Annotated in this window: 15 protein-coding genes; 6 read left to right on the top strand and 9 right to left on the bottom strand. The window is 47.3% G+C overall.

All coding sequences use genetic code 11. The features are described 5' to 3' along the window. Positions 1-12 precede the first annotated feature (12 nt). The 6 genes from ACYVGR_RS00885 (at position 13) to ACYVGR_RS00910 (ending at position 2,400) form a co-directional block, all read left to right on the top strand. Positions 13-636, top strand: coding sequence for a hypothetical protein (locus ACYVGR_RS00885; protein ID WP_460953145.1), 624 nt, complete (start codon positions 13-15; stop codon positions 634-636). A gap of 18 nt (positions 637-654) precedes the next feature. Continuing rightward, a complete protein-coding gene (locus ACYVGR_RS00890) occupies positions 655-939 on the top strand; it encodes a hypothetical protein (protein WP_460953147.1) in 285 nt (94 codons plus the stop codon). Positions 940-1,138: 199 nt separating this feature from the next. Further along, on the top strand, positions 1,139-1,546 hold the full coding sequence (locus ACYVGR_RS00895; protein ID WP_460953148.1) for a hypothetical protein: 408 nt from the start codon (positions 1,139-1,141) through the stop codon (positions 1,544-1,546). Next, entirely contained in the window at positions 1,543-1,929 is a 387-nt protein-coding gene (locus ACYVGR_RS00900) for a hypothetical protein (protein ID WP_460953150.1), read from the top strand. The genes ACYVGR_RS00895 and ACYVGR_RS00900 overlap by 4 nt, the downstream gene beginning before the upstream one ends. 8 nt (positions 1,930-1,937) lie before the next feature. Continuing rightward, positions 1,938-2,141 carry a hypothetical protein gene (locus tag ACYVGR_RS00905; protein WP_460953152.1) on the top strand — a complete coding sequence of 68 codons (204 nt, stop codon included), beginning with the start codon at positions 1,938-1,940 and terminating at the stop codon, positions 2,139-2,141. Further along, on the top strand, positions 2,113-2,400 hold the full coding sequence (locus ACYVGR_RS00910; RefSeq protein ID WP_460953153.1) for a hypothetical protein: 288 nt from the start codon (positions 2,113-2,115) through the stop codon (positions 2,398-2,400). Before ACYVGR_RS00905 ends, ACYVGR_RS00910 begins: the two co-directional genes overlap by 29 nt. A 201-nt stretch (positions 2,401-2,601) precedes the next feature. On the opposite strand, the gene ACYVGR_RS00915 is transcribed toward ACYVGR_RS00910, so the two are convergent. The 9 genes from ACYVGR_RS00915 to ACYVGR_RS00955 all read right to left on the bottom strand — a co-directional run. Continuing rightward, positions 2,602-3,195: a glycoside hydrolase family 108 protein gene (locus ACYVGR_RS00915; protein ID WP_460953155.1), complete on the bottom strand. Its 594-nt coding sequence runs from the start codon at positions 3,193-3,195 to the stop codon at positions 2,602-2,604. 1 nt (position 3,196) lies between these two features. Further along, a complete protein-coding gene (locus ACYVGR_RS00920) occupies positions 3,197-3,946 on the bottom strand; it encodes a hypothetical protein (protein ID WP_460953156.1) in 750 nt (249 codons plus the stop codon). A 7-nt stretch (positions 3,947-3,953) separates the two neighbouring features. Beyond that, positions 3,954-4,814 carry a hypothetical protein gene (locus ACYVGR_RS00925; protein WP_460953158.1) on the bottom strand — a complete coding sequence of 287 codons (861 nt, stop codon included), beginning with the start codon at positions 4,812-4,814 and terminating at the stop codon, positions 3,954-3,956. Further along, on the bottom strand, positions 4,811-5,302 hold the full coding sequence (locus ACYVGR_RS00930; RefSeq protein WP_460953159.1) for a hypothetical protein: 492 nt from the start codon (positions 5,300-5,302) through the stop codon (positions 4,811-4,813). The genes ACYVGR_RS00925 and ACYVGR_RS00930 overlap by 4 nt, the downstream gene beginning before the upstream one ends. Positions 5,303-5,327: 25 nt before the next feature. After that, the gene (locus ACYVGR_RS00935) at positions 5,328-8,651 is read right to left on the bottom strand and encodes a hypothetical protein (RefSeq protein ID WP_460953161.1); all 3,324 of its coding nucleotides are present in this window, start codon (positions 8,649-8,651) and stop codon (positions 5,328-5,330) included. A 3-nt stretch (positions 8,652-8,654) separates the two neighbouring features. Then, positions 8,655-9,251: a hypothetical protein gene (locus tag ACYVGR_RS00940; protein WP_460953162.1), complete on the bottom strand. Its 597-nt coding sequence runs from the start codon at positions 9,249-9,251 to the stop codon at positions 8,655-8,657. 24 nt (positions 9,252-9,275) lie between these two features. After that, positions 9,276-13,808 carry a hypothetical protein gene (locus ACYVGR_RS00945; protein ID WP_460953164.1) on the bottom strand — a complete coding sequence of 1,511 codons (4,533 nt, stop codon included), beginning with the start codon at positions 13,806-13,808 and terminating at the stop codon, positions 9,276-9,278. Next, positions 13,808-14,149: a hypothetical protein gene (locus ACYVGR_RS00950; protein ID WP_460953166.1), complete on the bottom strand. Its 342-nt coding sequence runs from the start codon at positions 14,147-14,149 to the stop codon at positions 13,808-13,810. Before ACYVGR_RS00950 ends, ACYVGR_RS00945 begins: the two co-directional genes overlap by 1 nt. 12 nt (positions 14,150-14,161) lie before the next feature. After that, positions 14,162-14,837, bottom strand: a 676-nt coding sequence (locus tag ACYVGR_RS00955; RefSeq protein ID WP_460953167.1) for a discoidin domain-containing protein, incomplete at its 5' end; no start/stop codon positions are given.

Genomic DNA, 14,837 nt, shown 5'->3' on the forward strand with positions numbered 1-14,837 from the left:
AAATACGCTTTTATGAACCTAGCAACAACGCCCCTATTTACGCCTAATCCAAGCGCGGGACAACCTAAAACCAAAATCGTGCGCGGCAATGCGATTGAGCGATACAATGAAGCATTAGAATACCTACGCATCGAATTAAGTATTAATTATTTCAAAGTAATTAGTTCGGCTGAGTTAGCGAATACCTTTAAAATATCACATTCGTTTTTAGCGGTTGTTGCAAGTTTAGGGGCCGTAGAACGACGCTACAAAAAAAAGACATTTCACTACCGAGCTACCAGCAAGCTACTGGAAATTGACGGCAAAAAAGTATTAGACGAAAAGCGGGTTTTATTCCCCAATAAGCCAAAGCCGGAAGTCGAAAAGGTTGCCGAAAAAGTAGAGCCGCCTAAAGATATTCCGACTACGCATTTAGCCGTAGAAGCGACGACAAGAACAGTGGAAACCTATTTAATTGGCGTTGTCGAAAACGGCGTATTGACGGTAGATATTAGCAATAAATTTACCTTCGAGTATCCCGAAGATGCAAGCAACCAGTTACGGGATTTTAGCTGTGAATCTGGGCAGAAATTAGCCTTGTTAAAAGTAATCGAAGTCGTAGAACCTGTTCGCGTATTTCAATCCTCAACGTTGTAAATTTTCACTTTATAGTCTATGAAAAAAATGGCAAGATCAAAAGAGTATAAAGCAATTCGTAATTTTTTCGTAAATGAACTAGGTCTTACGAAAGAGCAAATTCGAGAAATCGCAAAAGAAGCTGTTGCAGACGAAGCCCGAAAGCAATTTAAAATAAGCCTAGATAGAGGTTTAATAAATGCAAAAGTTGGCGAGGTTTTAAAAAATGAGCTAGAAAATCGTTACAACAGTTCAATACGAACTATTATATCTGAAAGCGTAAAATCTGTAGTTGCTGACAAATTGCAGATTACAATAAAGTAGCCTTTAAAAAGCAATGATTGACACTAATTACGAACGTTGGGGCGCGACTTTAAAAGAGTTCGCTCCAACTGAACAAACTTTAAATTCTATAATTATGGGTTGCACTGAAGAAGAATTAAAGGAATACCAGCGTTTATTTCCTAAAAAACACGGAGACGAAAGCCAAGACTTTATAAACGAATCTAAGGGTAAGTTAGAAATGCGAACCCACGAATTAAATATAAAAACGGAGCGAATAAATACGTATACGTGTCCAAAAGGTCATGTACGTATTACGCGTGACGTTGACGAAGGTACAACCCCGCTTAATATGCAATGCGATTGCGGACTTATGGGTAAATCAGCCTTTTATCGGGTTAGCCCCTGGCTAGAACCCACCCACGAATGGTATAAGCCAAAACACCCGGAACGGCTTAACGAAATGATGCGCGAACACGTCGAAGCGGGTGGCTTATTATTTCGCAAAATTGGCGCTCCAGACGAAACGGATTTACCCGAAGCCGAAGACAACGGAAAGCCTGTATTTGGCTACAAAATCAACCTACCTAAACACGCTCGTTTTGCTAGTATGGCTATGCGGGCTTTAACGAATAGTAAACGCAAATGAAGCAGCTTGAATTAGTCTTAAAACACAAATGGTTCGATATGATCGAATCAGGCAATAAGCTGGAAGAATATCGAGATATTAAGCCCTATTGGATTCGGCGCTTAATAACTCCTTCCGAAGTAATGGAAGGCGGCCATTGGGAAGAATTTTGCAGTGATTTAATGAATCCAGCCCGGTACGATAATGAAGCCGAAGTAATAGCGTATTTCGATTGTAAATTTATTCCTTTTGCATCCGTTCGGTTTAGAAGGGGTTATCAGAAAAAAGCAAAAACTATGATTTGGGATTTAGGACAAACGCGAATTGATAACGCTAAACCTGAATGGGCGGAGGGGTATATGAATCGAATGTTTGTAATTCCACTAATTAAGCGAATTGCTTAAATAATATTATGACACAAGCCCAACGCTCCGAAGTCTGGAGCCGCAAATTAGCCTTACAGCGCGACTTAAATCTAATTCCTGATACGAAGGAAAACAAAGAGAAACGAGCGCCTATAATAACTCAAATTGAATCGTGCAATCAGGAGTTAATTACCGACAACTATAAACCGCCAATTATCGAAGATGAAACGCCTAGTATTGCTGAAACTTGAATCTATGTTAACCGTTTTTCGATTGCTCGAAATCCGGTTTAGCCCTACTGAGTTTATGCTATCGTTTTGGAGTACAGAACGCGACATAATTAACCCGCAAACATTGCGAACCCTAACGGTAAGTTATTATAACTTATTTAAGGTTTGCTACTACCGGGATTTGCCTTATTGGGCAACGATTCGGGCCGAAGTTTGGCTATTTGGTAAACACTATTCATTTACCCGGAAAATTGAAGAAAGCGACGAATTACCTTTTTAAACTATAAACATGAAAAATCTAACAAGACGACCTGTTACACTGCTTCTAATTCTAGTGGCATTCGCTTTAGTGCTATTAAATAAGGAACAACCGGCTTATTACGCTGGAATTGCCGCAATTTGGGCGTTTATTCTCGAATAATAGTTATAGTACAAAAAAGGCCCGGCTTCACATCGAAGCCGGACCTTTTTGATTTTACAACTATAGTATCAATTCCACGTACAGGCTTACCCGGCTTAACCAAGCCCGCATAAACTTTTCCTGTTTCGGGTTTTTCTTGGCATTAGCGAAATACCGCGCCCCCTGGAAGATGTTAAGCGCCAAAAACAAATCTTTCGGGTACGGGTGTCGATTAGTTAACGTTAGCGTTTGCGGCCCGACTTTGCCGTCTTCAGCAATATCGGGGTATAGCTTCTGGTTATTGTTCAGTACGTTAAGCGACTGTTGCAGGAACAAAGCGGCTGTTCCTATACCCATGTTGACCCCTGTATCGAATAGCTCGTTAGCCAAATACTGATTAGAAACCTGATCGAGCTTATTAACGTCCCAATAGTTGGTTTTATAGAATTTTTCGACTAACGTTTGTAGGCTACCGTTAGCGGCTAACACCCGGTTGGCAACGTCGATATTCTTGTATTGCGCTACAGCCGCCCGAACAATCGGCCAACCTTCCCAATTCGGCCAATCCCGCGACGTAATGCCGGTATAAGTAAACCCGCCCGCGTCGTCTACGTCGTCAGCAATGCCGCCTTCGTGTCCTTTCGTTATAGCAAAACCCTTTCTGAAATCTGCCATATTAGTAACTAGTTTTAACGGGTAATCGAGCGATTACCTTTTTTCGTAGTCGTTCCTTACTGGCTTTCTGCCCGAAGCCAAACGGGTGTTTTTCCTGTTGCGACTCTACAAAGTCACCTTGAACGTCTGACCGAACGTTATTAAGTATTTGCTCTAATTCCGAATTTTGAGCCGCCAAATTGCTGTTTTTGGTCGTTAGCTGTTCGATGCGTTCGCGTTGTTGGCCGGTCAGTCGTTTTAGGGCTTGGGTTGAATCGTGGTATACCTGACCGTAGCCTGTAAGCTTCGCTATTCGGGTAGTTGTGGCTGTATCCTCAACACTCAAACCAGGCCCGTAATAGCTTAAATTCTCAGAAGCTAAACCAGCGTCAGCGGCTTGCTTTTTCTGAAACTTATTCCAGGAATCAACAATCCGGTTAACGTTGGCCTTCCCGGCCTGTATTGCCTGATCGGCCAGTAAGGCGGCTTTTTCCCCGGCTTCTAGTTGGGCCTGTTGCTGGAGAATAACCAGCCCGTACTTATCGACGGTTGTATTTAATCTGGCCGTGTCGGTTTTGAGCCTGGAAACCCGCGCCCGTTCGACCGCTAACGTGTCGTCTTTGGCGTTAATGGCTACTTTAAGACTCGTAACCGTCGTTTTAAGTGTATCGACCGTATCGCCCCGATTCTGGCACGTATAACAGATTACCCCAAACCCGATAGTTAGGAGTATACCCACGAAATACCGCCAATTCGCTAATAGAAAGCCCATAGTCGTATTATTGAAAAACGAGTGTGTCGCTGTCGGTCACTCCAAGCGTATCGAGCTTGGCCGATAGGTGAAAGAACCGCTTTGCCTTATTCCAAAGATTTTGTTTTTCTTTCTCCTTTTCTTCGTCGGTCTTTTCGATTGGCTTGGCCTGCTTTGGTTCCAATGGTCGCGCATCTATAACGGTTGCTTGTATTGTTTTTTCGACCCGCTTAGATTGCTTTTTAAACTCTTTCTTTACGTCCTGTTGGCCGTTCGTCAGTATAGCCATATTCTTAGTCTGATTCGCGATAATCGTACCTGTAGCGGCACTAATCGACGTAACGGCCGCTATAACGGTTTGCTGTTGGACTTTGACTTCACAAAGCTGTTGGCTATTTTCGGCGGTTGCCTGGGCTTTGGCTTTTTCGGCGGCTGCTAGGGCTTGTAGATTATCCTTTTGACGCTGCGTGTACGTATCTATGTACGCATACGTAACAATAGCAGCCAACAGCAAACCGAACGCCCAAGTAGCCTTTGTTTCGATACGGTCGAAGAAGTCAGCGACAACAACCGGCGCGTTAGGCTGTTTAGTTGCCTGTACGGTTTGATGCTGTACAACGTAAAACGAAGCCAGTACCATAGCGCCCAACGCAACGAATTGGGTTATATCGGAAATCCAAAACCACTCTCTATGTGTAGCGCGGGCCAACAGGTTTGCCAGTACAGCAAAGGCCATAACGCCGACGATTTGCGGCAATGGCTGAGCGGTACGACGAAGGGCGAAAAACAGACGAAAGCAGTAAAAGGCAATAACGGTCTGTACGATCAAAATAATCGGATGGTCGATTTTGTCGAATGGCCCAAGTGGGGCATAGGCTAGTAATTTCATGGTTTCTTTTGAAAAATAGTGGTTAGTAAATCCAAAAACGGGGCTTTAATGCGAACCCAAACGTTTGTCGCTTTCTCAACTCTATCTAAGCTACTGTCGAAGGCCGCGCCGGGGTCTGCTAGTGTCGCGTCGCCTACTTTTTGCGATAACCGAACCAGCCACGCGGCTACCTGTATAATTACGTCGCCAATCAGCGCGACGGCTGCAAAGTTGCCTTCGGGACGATGAATCAAACCAAACAAACCGCCCCCGGCTACTACATCTGGGGCAAACAAACACGCGATAATTAAGCTAACCAGCCAGCCCCAAAACGAAGCGCCTAGTGGGATTTTGGGGTAGATAAAGCGAATAACAAATGCACCAAACGCGGCTGCTAACCAGTTGCCCGCATTGGCTTGGGGATTGAAATAGGCTATTAGCCAATCGAGCAAGCTAAGACCTAGAAAGACGGAAAAACTAAGGAGTCGCGACACGTTGGTAGTAGGCATTGTAGTAATTAGAAAATAGATATTCTTACGGCAGAATGACAGCATGAAACGCCCGCCACATCGTGTCGGCAATCTCCCAGTAGCCTGATGGGGCGGGGTGAACGTTATCTGTCCCCTGTTGTACAGTAGCCGTACTATTTCGTGCATTGGCAGCTACAGTAGTGTACTGCATATTGCTATCGATATCGTAGCCAGGCAGAATGTCGGCAAAGAAAAAGTTACTACTGTAGGGGGCTGTTTTGGTCAGTGCTTCGAGACGACGATTATAATCCAGCACAGTCTTGACGCTTGCCAGGAAGTTTCTGCCAGTCGGGTTGTCAACCTGATCCAGTGGAATTGATCCCCAACCGTTTTGTGGATTAGAGAAAATACAGCCCCCTATAAGCACCTTTATGTTAGGGTTATGCGCTAACAGTTTATCCCAAAGCGCACCTATTATTGAGTTATCTTCCTTCGCATTTGTACCCAGAATAATCACTGCGTAGTCAATTTGCGAGTAGGAGTTCTGTGTACAGTAGTAGTTAAAATCAACCTGCGACGTTGATGGATTCCAAAAGGGGGATTGGTTGCTCTCGAAAAAACTGTAGGTTTTTCCTGACCAGCCCTCGTGTTTCGTTGCAACCCCTTGAGTTCCAACGAATGTAAGGTTAGTCAATCCATCACCTGTAGGAGTTCCGCCCGTTCCTGTCAGCCTTCTGGCAAGTTCATTTGGATAGTATGCTTGCTGAGTGAACGAGTCGCCTATAAGTAAAATATTTTTATTCGTACTAGGTGAGCTTTTTTTAGCCGTCACCACAATCTGAGTGCTACCTGTTGCCAGAACCGCGCTGTTCTCATCTTTCACTTCAAAAGAAAGTGGAAAAGACGTGTCGGAAACGCCAGGTGTGTAGCGATAAACGCGTTCGTAGAAATTCCCTTTTGCAGCAGGGTACGAACTATTCGCAACCGCCAGGCCTACGTTGGCCGGATTAGCGATTTTCAGAATCGAGCGTTTAAAAACTTCGAGCATATCGCCTTTCACAGCGTAGATTTTCTCAGGCAGCGAAAGCGAGATTCCACGTGGGTTAAGTAATAGCGCATTGACCTGATCGGACGTGACGAACCCGGCTGTTCTGACTGCTTCATAATCGCTGTTGTACTCGAAGCCAGACACATCGCCATCGTCCTCTAATCGCACCATCATCCCTGAAATCTCAACGTTTGCCGTTGTGCCAAACGATGCGGCATTCATGTTCAGATAGGCTCCATACCCCACATCTGTTCCAGCATCCAGGGCAAAAATATTGCTCTTGACTAGCGACCATTGCCCAGGTGTATTTTGACTGGTAAGATTATTATAGTCAGGTGTGCCGCTCGTTGTGCCATTTCGGGGGCGAATGTAGATGTTAGAAAGAGCTATATCCGTCTTTATCCAGAACCAAAGTCTAGCGCTTTTTCCAGCAATACCTAAGCTGGTCGTATTAATGCCTTGCTGGTACCAGATCGCGTAGCCCGATGCTCCAGATGTAGCGGCTACCGTGAATTTTGCACTAACCAAACTGGTAGGGCTGGTGCCTGTTACGATACCCACATAAGCCGAACCTGCGGTTCTCTCCAGATAGAAATTGTCTGGGTAGGTGCCTGTTCCTTCCAGCCGGTAATTTTTTAGGAGGTTTTTGCCCTGTAACCGGCGATTGAGGGTAGTCTGTACCGAAGTCGAAAACTTAGCAGATGTAACTGACAAATCAGACGGAGGAGCTAACGGAGCCGGGCGAAACACCAGATTGGACAGCCCCGCCGTGTTGTAATTCATGCTGTTAAGGTCTGTATTATCCGCAGCCTGTGACCAATCCACGGTTACGTAGAGGGTCGTCGCCGAAAAGGAGCCGCTCCCGGTGACTGCTAGTCGCTCAATATTGGCGCTTGGCGTGTAACTGTTCTTGTCGAAATTATACGCCTGAGTGAGAAAGTTTCCCGCCGTATAATCGTACACCTGAATCGTATAGCGCCCGGTGCCGGTGATATTTTTTCGGAAGACTGCTAAAGTTAGAAGGGTACTCGGATTTAGGGCTAGTCCTACAATCTGAATATCCTTGATCGCGGCCTTTAGCGTGGCCGGAGGTGATGCATTGATTTGAAAGGGAAAATTCTTGTGCAGCACATCGCTGGCCAGCTTGGCTGTAGTGACTGCGCCATCGACGACACTGCCGCCTTGGGCAGTCATATCCCACATCGACGAGTCAAAGCTACTGCCCGACGTGCCAGCCGCTTTTCGTCTATACGAACTACCTCCATTGGTAACAATATCCCCAGTAGCATAGGCTGTATTCGCCGTCCAGGGCCCTTTGAATGCCTGAACGGCTGCCAGCGCACTATTGGCCGCACTCGTGGCAGATCCAGCAGCAGCTGCTGCTGAGGTGGCGGAATTAGTTGCTGAATTGGCTGCATTGGTAGCAGATGTATTAGCCGAGACGGCACTGGCTGAAGCACTACTAGCTGAAGTAGCAGCCGCATTTTTACTTGCCAGCGCGTTAGCCTCTGACGTTGCCGCATTGGTGGCCGACGAAGCAGCCGCTGATGCGGAGGCTGATGCCTGAGAGGCAGACGTGATTGCTGCATTTTTACTAGCCAATGCATTGGTTTCTGAGGTGCTGGCGTTGGTCGCTGAGGTACCAGCACTGGAAGCATACCCTTGAGCAGCAGTGGCCTGAGTAGCCGCATAGGTCGCACTAGCAGAGGATAGGCCCGCTGAAGTTGCAGCCGCGTTTTTGTATGCCAGAGCATCGGTTGCGCTCTGGCCAGCAGCATTCGCATTAGCCTGAGCAGCGGCCTGGGTCTGATTGATCGTACCCACGTCCGTCCTAGCCTGCTGGGCATAATAAGCCGCAATGGCAGACGAGGGCGTTGCATCTAATCGAACATCTATTACCTGTGTAACCTGCGAAATTAAAACATTTAACCCAGTTGCATCAACGACAGGTACAAGTGATCCAGTTGGCACAAGGTTAATTCGAGCAACGCCTACCCTAAAATCAGGTTCACCGCTTCGGCGTATATATAAACCAAGCGAATATAGTCCGGTCGGCAAATTGGGTAACATGCCACGAATTGTACTACTAACTGAGTCACCAACTAACATTGTAACGGTACCAACTATACGCCCTTCGTCCGATTGTCTGATTTCTGAAACAATCGTAACAGAACTAGACGGGGTTATGGGTACACCTGCTGACGAGATACGCATATCTAACTCGTTGGCATTACCGGCCCGATAGGTCAAAACGGGCGGGGTTGTAGGGGGGCGAAGCTGGGCAAAACTGGTTACTGCAAACAGGCACAGTAGCAGACTTAAAAGGTGTTTCGTATTCATGGTTTACAACTGTTTATAGTAAGTCCTTATCCGCGCGTTGTAGCTGCCGGGCATTATGGCTAATGACAGAATAGGCGATAAAAGCCCCGTCGTTGGGTCGCGTTCGGCTTCGAATACGACTGGACTTGCGCCAACAGCCAGCGTTGACACGTTACCAGCGCCCCCGTAGGTGTAGGTTACAGAGGTTGTACCCGTATTTTCAAGAATCAATTTTACCGCGTTGGCCACTGGTACAGTGACCGATGTGCTTGTGTAATTAGCTACCGTTGGCGCGACTGTTCCAATATTGCCAGCTAGACTACTTTGCCAACCGGCAATAGCTACCGACAATGAGCCGCCATAAGCGACATTAGACGCGTTTAGAAAATTGGCTGGTAGGTAGCTTTGGTTGAGTCGAAAGATTGGCGACTCAACAATAATGACCCCGCCCGATGGATAGACGGCGACTTGCGACGCCGGGTAAAGCTTCGGTACGGCGGTTGTAGCTGTATCGCGAATGGCGATATAGTCGCCGGTTCGGTAGACTCGTTGCGGGGTTTGCGCCTGGGTAATCAGCGAAAAGCCTAAGACTAGCAAAAGCGAACTTATGAACTGTTTCATAGGGAAAATTTGGTTTTATTGACGTTAATTTTTCCAGATTCGACGGATAACCACTTTGGCGTTTGGTTGCGTGGTACTAGTCGAACCAAACCCAATTGAGCTAATAATTCCGTTAAAATTCGGGTCGGAGGTACTTACTGAAATTGTATGAAACTGCCCGTCAGGATTGGGGACCGTGAAGGTTTTCGAAAACTGATTGTCGTAATTGAGGCCCGGTTTTTGCCACACTAGTTTTAGGCTCGTCGCATTGGTAACCGCTATGTCGAAGTTGATCGTCGTGACGCCCGACGCCTGCCAGGCCCGTGCCGGAGAAGATAGTTTGGCGGAATAACTGGTTACTCCGTTATCGGTCTGTGGGTTTAAATACATCGTCCATCCCGCCGACTCCTTAATCAAAGGTGATCCCTCATTGTACCACAGCATGTTTTCTTTGGTGAAATCGAAATCAAAACTTTGGTCGATTCCTGGCAGTTGGGCAATAGCAGCATTGGCTTCGGCTTCAGTTCCGAAAATCAAATAGCCATAATCCTCGTAAATGCCTGGATTGTCATAGTTACGCCGGGGCGCTCCCTGTATATACGAGCTTGCATTATCCCCCCAATTGCCCGTCGTACCTACAATTTGCATCGAGCCAACTTGCGATTGCATTGGCGAGTAATACGTAACGCCCGTACCGCCTTCGCCCTCATACGCCCCGATTCGACAGTCGTTTGTAAAGTAGTTTTGTGTCGTCCCTATGCCGTTATAGATATTCTTGCGCGATTCGCCTGGCACATTGATAAGTTTCTGAATGAGCGGTGCAATCAGGTAAATACATGGGTTTTCCTGACTAATCGAGCCATAGGTGCGCTGCTCCGTAAACCGGGTCGGGTCGCGAACTTCGACGGTTCTTCGCGTAAAGAAGGCCAACACGTTGGGTAGTGGGAAATAACACCATTGCTCACCAACGATCCAGCCCGGTTCAGCGTTAACCCCCCAAATTTGGGGGCGCATTTTGGCATAAAACTCCGTTCCGCGCTGTGGATGCGTATAGACGGCGGAAGACAGAATTGGCGAAAAATCGAGTGCGGGAAACAAACTACCACCCTGTACAGGATTCGCGCCGGTATTAAATACATACCCTTTGTAGCCCGTTGACGTTTTTTTGCCGTTTTTAAAAATTAAGCCTTGCCCGCTATTGTCGTTTGGATTGGGAGACATGTAATCCGAGAAAAACATGATTTGTCGTCCCAAGTCGTCGGTAAACGTGTTGTAGCGAAAATCAGCCGGATTGTCGTTATAATAGACCTGATTCGAGTTAACCAGGTTGCGGTTATCCCGCTTCAAGGCACCGTAAGAAATGACCGCCCCACCCCGTAAAAAGCCGATTTTTAGGGCGCTGGATTCAATGTATTTTTCGCGGGTCGTTGTTATGTTCCATCCCTGATCGGCGGGCGCTACGAAATTCGGATTAAGCCCAAGTGCGGCTAGGCCGGTCGCCGTTATCGGGGGCGTAACCGTTGTAGATTTTGGAATAGCCGCCCAAATTCGGTTAGCAATCTCTTGCATAGCCGGGTCATTTGGGTGACTCGAAGCCCCTGAACGAGAACCGGCGATACCTGATAAATCAGCAACAGGGTAGCCCCGCTGTGCGCCTACCGACGTAATTATATTGCTAACATCAACCTGAACCCCTCCAATTTCCTGCCATACCGACGTACTTAATACGACCGTTGCAGACTGGTTTTTATTCTTTAGTTTGTCGATTAATCGCTTATAATGGTACTCAAAATTATTGCTAACCGTAAGAACATTCTCGCCAATACGGCTAACAATTAAATCCGGTTTCCAATCGGCAACCAGATTGTAGCGGTCGAGTGAGTCGGAACCCGTGAAGCCACAATAAGCTGCATTACCAGGTAAACTTGCATAGTGTTGTTCCCAATAAGGCCCATCCGACGCATCTAATTTTAGTCCGCCACAATCCGGCCCAATGTTAGACCAACTAGCAAACTGCCTAACTTCTACATTTGGGTTAAGTGTTTTTAAATAGTTGGTCAGAATATGGAAATAGTCTTTTTCAGGCGTACTAGCATCTAGTCCTCTGGTATTATCTGACGTAACCCAATTAGTTGTAATGCTATTCCCTATAACAAAAACCCGCGAATACGAAATAGCCGACGAACTCCCCCCCGTCGTTGTTGTGCCGCTCGTAACAATCGTGGTTGTTGAAGCTGCGCGGGTAATGCTTAACGAACGAACCTGATAGGGGAACGAACCCGATTGATTGGTAAACGTAATCGTGTTGTTGCCTTCAGTTAGGCTAAGTGTGCCCGTTACGGTTCGTGTACCTCCCGACGCTATAACCGTCGTAAAGGTGGATTGTACCGATCCGCCATTTACTTTAATTGCGCCTGTACCTGTGCCGCTCCCCTCGTTGGTCTGATAGATAAGTGAGTAGTTATAATCAGATGCCGTACCCGGAACGCCCGTAAATGATAAGTCAGTGCTAGTTGGCGTAGTGCCCGACGCGACCGTGTAGATAAACCGATTTTCAGGGCCGTTGATCGTTTGCGAATAAGCAGCAATCGTAATGATTTGGGTTGTCGAACCCGGCGAAGTCGTCGTAGAGCTTGGGGGACTAGTCGTTACAGTGCCAACCCGGCCCGCATAACCCGCCCGTTCCCACGCTGTATTTCCTTGTGGCAAGGCTTCGTAGGTTTGTCCGGAATCGGTATTCTTTACTGCAAACTCGTAGATTTGAGCAGCCGGGCCGCGTAGTTTAACTTTGAATAAGTTACCGTTTAGACCACCCCCCGGAACCCGAATAATGTCCGTCCGTTCAGCCGTCCAATCCTGATTCATGCCCCCCAGAATCAGCACACGCCAACCTGTAGACGTAGCCTTGTAGCGGAGCATATAAGCGGGCTTCTGTTGGCCCTGTACCCCGTCGCTGTAGTTGTAGGCGTCTGTACCGTCGTAAGCCGAAAAGTTGCCCGCGCCGTTTAGTTGTACTTCGGGGTCTTCTACCAGCGTTGAGCCTGTATAGAATTGCTCATACGGCTGCATATCAGCCCGCGCCTGATAGATCGCCGTTAATGCGTGTTGATGATAATTGTATTGAGGCAATGCCGATATGTTGCCCCGAACGGTCGAAATGTCCGTAGGAAATACATAGAAGCCCCAATTTTCCTCATTGCCCGCAAAGAATCGCGTTACACAGTAGCGACTATAATTAAGGTAGGGCGGTTGTTGGATTTTTGGCGCTTCGCTTTGGCCGGTAACGCTAGGTTGTACTTCCGCAAAAGGTAAGCGGTGAATTTCAGCCGGGAACGTGCCGTCTACAATACCGGCTGCATCGGCCTCGTAAACGGGTTCTTGCATTCGCAAGATGCCGCGCTTTGTACCTTGCTTAAGCTGTTGCCATTCCCGGTTTTTCTGTAAATAACCTTTCTCGTCGGCTACGATATGGCGAAGCTTTATTTTAGACCATAGATAGGGGTAATTTTGCGTACCAGCGAGTTTATTAACCCAAATATCGTTGTAGTCGCTTCGGGCTATATCGAAGTTAAATAAGTAGTAATAACCCGTCGTAAAATCCTCCTGTCCCCACTGATCTCCGGTCATACCCGAATACGTGCGACCATTCAGAACAATCGTATTATTCGAACCGCCAATGTTATTTACATTCGCGCTACCGGGCTGAAAAATACCGTGTGTGGTTGGCTGAAAATCCTTGCGCGGTAAACCCTGATAGGGAGACGCGCCATAGCTAATTTTTAAATTAGTTACACCCGCTAAGGCCGCTTTAGCCCTGGCAACCTTAAATGCAATTAATAGCCGATTGGCCCGACGTACCGCCGTCTCAACGTCCCAAAGGTTCGCGTTGTCAATTTGTTCGAGCGTCCGGTCTACGCCGTCAAATTCGCACTTTATTGAATGAGTTTTAACCGATTCCCACGAAGGCCAGAAGCTACTAGCGCCCGTATAGTTACCTCTACCCCAACCGTTCGAGGTTTCGATATTAAAGACTAAGTATTTAAAGCCAGTATTAACCCCCGTTCCAAGTGTCGGAAAGGTAGCCCATAGCTTGGCTTCGTAAGCTGATAACGTACTTTCGTAGTATAAAGCTCCTTCGTATTCGTAGTTAAACGAGCTTTCAGTTAGATACAAAACGCCGTCGCCAAACGGTAGGGCGGCTTTTTCGTCGCTCGAAACCGTCCACTGCGTAAAGCGATTTTGTCCCCTTGCTCGAAGTTGTGCCGGGGTTTTTGCGCCGGGGTTAAAATCCATCGCAAACCCGAACGTCGGGCTATAGTATTTACCCGTCCCGAATTGTTCGGGGTTAAATTGGGCTTTTCCTTCGGGCGCGTAAGGTAAACGAACGATACCCCCTTTTCGGCCTACTACCGCGTCGGTTGGTAAACTCGAAACCTGTTTTCGGCTACCGTCTGCGTATTGAGCGATAACGATTTGCGCGTTATTGAGCGTCGAAACCCGGTAGGAAACCGGCGCGTTTTGGGCAACTGCACCCAAAAACGAAAACAACAAACTAAGGACTAAAAGCGTCTTTTTCATTATTGTGCGTCGTAATAGGTTACGTCCGTTTCGCCGGACAAATCGGTATTTATGGCGGGTTCGTCGTCGCTGGTTGTTCCGGGGTCGGTGCCTGGGTCGGTTGAGCCGCCACAATCGCGAACAATAACCTTTTGGTCAGCCGTGATATTTGGCGCAACAGTCGAGCAAAGCGCCCGCAAAGCGCGGGCTTGTGTAACGGTCAGATTTTTAAAGGGCGCTTCGGCGGTTGCGCAATCCTTAGCATCCGGGTCGTAAACTAGCGTTACAATTTCGTCAGCGATTATCGCCCCCGTTTCCTGGTTGTAGTCTTTAAATCGAGCTTGGATATAGGCAGTAGCCATAGTTGTAGGGGGTTATATGGCGAAGGCTTCGACTTCGACAATGCGGGCGTAGGTGTCGCTCGAATGGATTTTATCGCACTGAATGCGAACCTGATCGCATGAGACAGCCGGGAATGTGATAGCCCTTTGTTCGCGGGTATTGCCCGTAACCGTCGCTACAGTTGACCAAGCGCCTGAACCCGTCCGCACTTGTACCCGGAAATCGACAATACCATACAGGGTTGCATCTTGTGTGCTTACAGGTGGGGTTGTCCTGGTTGAATAGTCGTCAGGTACGAAATACAGGATTACACGCTGTAGGCTGCGTGTTGTATTTAGAGCAATATCCAAATGCTCATTTATTACTCCTGCACTGGGTGTTAGGGCAATTGAGTTCCACCAACCATTAGGTACTTTATTTCCATCAATCGCCTTTGCTGGTAGAGTACTAGAATCAAGAGTGGTACTAGCCGTAGCCGTAGCCCCTGATGCCGACGACGCGAAGTTTTGCGGACTATTTTCAGGGAATGTGATTGTTTCGCGACCAATAATTACCCCACACGAATTAGTTTTAATCAGGACAACACTACCTGTTACGCCATCCGGCAGGCTTCGATTAAAGCCCCAATAACCCGCCTCAACTGGCCAATAGAAATTTGTATTATCGACTAGGTGTTCTGGACGGTTATCATTATAGAGTGTTGAGCCA

This window comes from Spirosoma litoris, from assembly GCF_054776755.1.